Source organism: Candidatus Bathycorpusculum sp. (assembly GCF_009778815.1).
Classification (GTDB): domain Archaea; phylum Thermoproteota; class Bathyarchaeia; order Bathyarchaeales; family Bathycorpusculaceae; genus Bathycorpusculum; species Bathycorpusculum hydrogenotrophicum.
The window spans coordinates 1-3,549 of the sequence record NZ_WRFL01000114.1; the positions used below are offsets into that span (position 1 = coordinate 1).

3 protein-coding genes and 2 tRNA genes are annotated in these 3,549 nt (G+C 43.2%); 4 read left to right on the top strand and 1 reads right to left on the bottom strand.

What is annotated here, in order from left to right:
* Nucleotides 1–90: 90 nt before the first annotated feature.
* Nucleotides 91–175, bottom strand: a tRNA-Leu gene (locus FWF39_RS12090).
* Nucleotides 176–338: 163 nt separating this feature from the next.
* Between FWF39_RS12090 and FWF39_RS12095 the strand changes: the two genes are divergently transcribed.
* From FWF39_RS12095 to FWF39_RS12110, 4 genes are all read left to right on the top strand, one after another.
* A tRNA-Thr gene (locus FWF39_RS12095) sits at nt 339–415 on the top strand.
* Between the two features lie 61 nt (nt 416–476).
* Nucleotides 477–1,727, top strand: coding sequence for a tyrosine-type recombinase/integrase (locus FWF39_RS12100; RefSeq protein WP_343383690.1), 1,251 nt, complete (start codon nt 477–479; stop codon nt 1,725–1,727).
* A 597-nt stretch (nt 1,728–2,324) separates the two neighbouring features.
* Nucleotides 2,325–3,215 (top strand): TFIIB-type zinc ribbon-containing protein, encoded by an 891-nt coding sequence (locus FWF39_RS12105; protein ID WP_343383691.1) that lies wholly within the window; start codon nt 2,325–2,327, stop codon nt 3,213–3,215.
* Nucleotides 3,205–3,549 (top strand): ParB/RepB/Spo0J family partition protein (locus FWF39_RS12110; protein ID WP_343383692.1); only part of this gene is annotated, 345 nt, incomplete at its 3' end. The genes FWF39_RS12105 and FWF39_RS12110, both read left to right, overlap by 11 nt.

The window sequence follows — 3,549 nt, forward strand, 5'->3', positions numbered from 1 at the left end:
CAAATTATTCCGTAAAAAGAAGTACTAAAAAGTCATTGTTTTGGCCCTATCGCCATTTGGACAAACCCACTGCAGTTTCTTTATAAAGAGTGCAGGGGGTGGGATTCGAACCCACGAACGCCTGCGCGATAGGGTCCTAAGCCCTACTCCGTTGACCTGGCTTGGAGACCCCTGCACATATTTAGTGTATGCATTGCTCTGCATCCCTAAATACTTATTTGCCCTCAAACATGCAACGCTTGGGGCTTTTTTGGTGTATTTTGATGTATAGCAACCCTTGCGGGACCGTAAGCTCTTTATTTATTATTGTATGTTGTTTGTGAGCAGTGAGAAAATTTGCCTTCGTAGCCTAGCCCGGTGGGGCGTTACCTTGGTAAGGTAATGGTCGCGGGTCCAAATCCCGCCGAAGGCTCCAGCACTATGAGTCCGAAGCCTCTCCTCCAGCCATTTTTAAAGTCCCAGAAAATAATAAGAACATGACCACTCACAATGAAGAACCAATACACGACTACGCACAAAGACTCACACGCCACAAACGTAACATAAAACAACTCCCAAACGGAGAAACATCCCTACAATTTCTAAACCATCTAGGAGCCATAGGACTCTCACTTGCGCGCGTAACAAAATACGCCACCCACCTGCCCCCACTCCTACGCATGATAAATACTGACATTAAAACAATAACCAAACCCGAAGTTGAAACAATCGTTGCCGAAATAAACAACAGCAAACAAAAAGCCTGGACCAAACACGACAAAAAACTAATTCTACGCAAACTAATCCAATACGCCAAAAAAGGCAGCTGCACCAAAGGCACCTCTCTACCCAAAGAAGTAAGCTGGATAAGCCTAACTCTAAAAGAAACATCCCCCAGAGTAACCCCTGAAACTCTTCTCACCCAAGAAGACTTTGCCAACATCATAAAAGCCACCACCAATAAACGAGACAAAGCAATGGTATACGTACTCTTTGAAGCCGCCCTCAGGCCAGGTGAACTCTTAACCATGCACATAAGTAGTGTTTTATTCAAAGAAGAATACTGTCTAATCACCGCAAACGGAAAAACAGGCATAAAACACATACCTTTAGTCACCTCCTGCAAACCTATACTAGAATGGTTAGACGATCACCCCAATAGACGTGATATAGATGCACCTCTTTGGTGTGCCTTAGACCGCAATCATCTAGGAAAACGTCTAAGCTATCGACACTTTCGCATGATAATCAAACGCTTAGCCAAAAACGCAGGCATAACAAAAGACATATGGCCATACCTTTACCGTCATACTTCGCTAACTGCCATGGCAAAAGTCTTCACCGAAGCCCGCCTCGAACAGTTTGCTGGTTGGACATATGGTAGTAAAATGACTAGTCGGTATGTGCATTTTTCTGCAAGAGACTTAGAAAGCGCAATACTAGAACTCCACGGACTAAAAACAGCCACTAAAGACACAGGGGTAATAACTCTAACTGATTGCCCAAGATGCGGTAACAAAAACTCTATAGGTAAAATGAGATGCACCGCCTGTGGTATGGTACTAGATAAAGAGACAGCTCTAAAATTAGAAGCAAACCAAAAACAAAAAGAAAGAGAAACAGAAAAAGCGCGTGAAAAAGAAGCAGGAGAATTTAAAGATAGAATAGCTAAGCTTGAAGATGTGCTTTCTGTTCTAATACAAACTCAGCAGAGCAAGCCTCCCCCTCTTCTTCAACAACATCAATAGTCATATCAGGGAGGAGCGTGTCGGCAAGTTTTCTCAACTTGCCAACCTCCTCTAAAATATCTTTTAACAACTGTTTATCAACTGTAACATATTCAGTCAAACTAGTCACCACAAACAGAAACGCCTAACCATTTAAAGTGCCTCTAAAGGAGCACTTAAAGATAAACCCCACAAACATGATGTATCGGGAATTGTGGATAAATAATTTGACTGCTTAACAAGAAAATTTGTATATTGCGTGGCTTAAGACGATTTAGCAAGTTATTCCTCACAGCGTCATACACGCAGGCATGTAAACAAGCAACCCTTTTAGCTTAACCCTAAAGTCACGTTAACAGCAACTCCCCTGTCATAATGTCAATGTTGAAACATCAATACGGTAAAGGGTCTGTTTCCGAAAGTGAAATAATTTTTTTCGGCTTTAAAAGCGTACGCTTTACGGGCTTATAAGGCAAACAGCAACGCCTGCAAGCCCGAAGGTAAAAAATATGCCTAAAAAAAGAAACAAAAAAAATTTAACAAAAAACTATCAAACAACCCTCCATCAAAAAAACTCCAAGCAAAACAAAACCCCAACTCTACTGGAGGTGCACCCCCTTGTGTGAAACAAGACCCTGCCCTGAATGCAACACAACAAACCATCTACATGATGAAATAACTGGAGAGTTAGTATGCAGAAACTGTGGCCTAGTAATCCAACAAACAATAGCATTCACACCCCCCGCCGACCGAATACCCAAACACCCACAAACTAATCCCATAATATTCACAAGCATCGCAGTAGGCACAGAAATTGACTCATACCAATACCTAGAAAGAACCATAGCCAAAGAAACCAAATGGATAGTACAAACACTAACACTACCAAACAACACCACACAAATGGCCCTCAACTATGTAGTCAAATTACGCCGTTCCATGAGACGTCAAAACCCCAAAAAGATTCGCCTCACCGCCACCCAACTAACCGCCCTAGCCATATGGGACGCCCTAAAACAACAAAACCACCCCCTAAGCTACGACGAATACACCCAACAAATAACACCCTTAATAGGCAACGTAAATTTAATGAAAATCCAAAACCGCGCTAACCGTTTCATAAAAACTCAAAACCGCATCCCCGACACAAACCTCATCACTGCCCACATAAACAAAACTGTAAACCTGCTTGTAAACAAACACATCATAAACAACGCCTACGCCAGCATCCTAAACAGATACGCCCTCCAAATGATCCACAAAAACCATGGCATCGTAGTCTGTTGTAGACCAAAAATAGTTGCAGCCGCAGCCATACTTGCTGCAGACAAACTCCTCGCCAACCGCTTGCACCTGCAAAAATTTGCCAACTTAACAAAAAACGGAACCGGCAAACTATCCGCATTAACTACAACTCTAAAACGCGTCGCCCCGCCCCTGCCCAAAGAGTGCGCCGCCCTAAAACTTGGAGAGTACCTTGACAAGGAGTTCGATTCTTTTGAACCTTAGACTTGACCAAATCCGAGCTAACCCTTGGAACGCCAACTTTATGGACCCACAAGACCAAGAAGCCCTAAAACAATGTATGCACCAAACCGGACCAGAAAAAACCCTGCCCATTGTAGTTCGATTGATGGCTGATGGAGGCTACGAATTAGTCGATGGAGAACACCGCTGGACTATCGCAAAAGAACTCGGCTGGACAAAAATCTCTGTAATAATTCTCGAAGCCGATGATTTGCAAGCCAAAGCCTACTGTGTTAGCTACAACAAACTACGCGGACGATTCAACTGGATCAAACTCCACGACGTAATAAAGAGCGACCAAGACAACGGCGTAAAC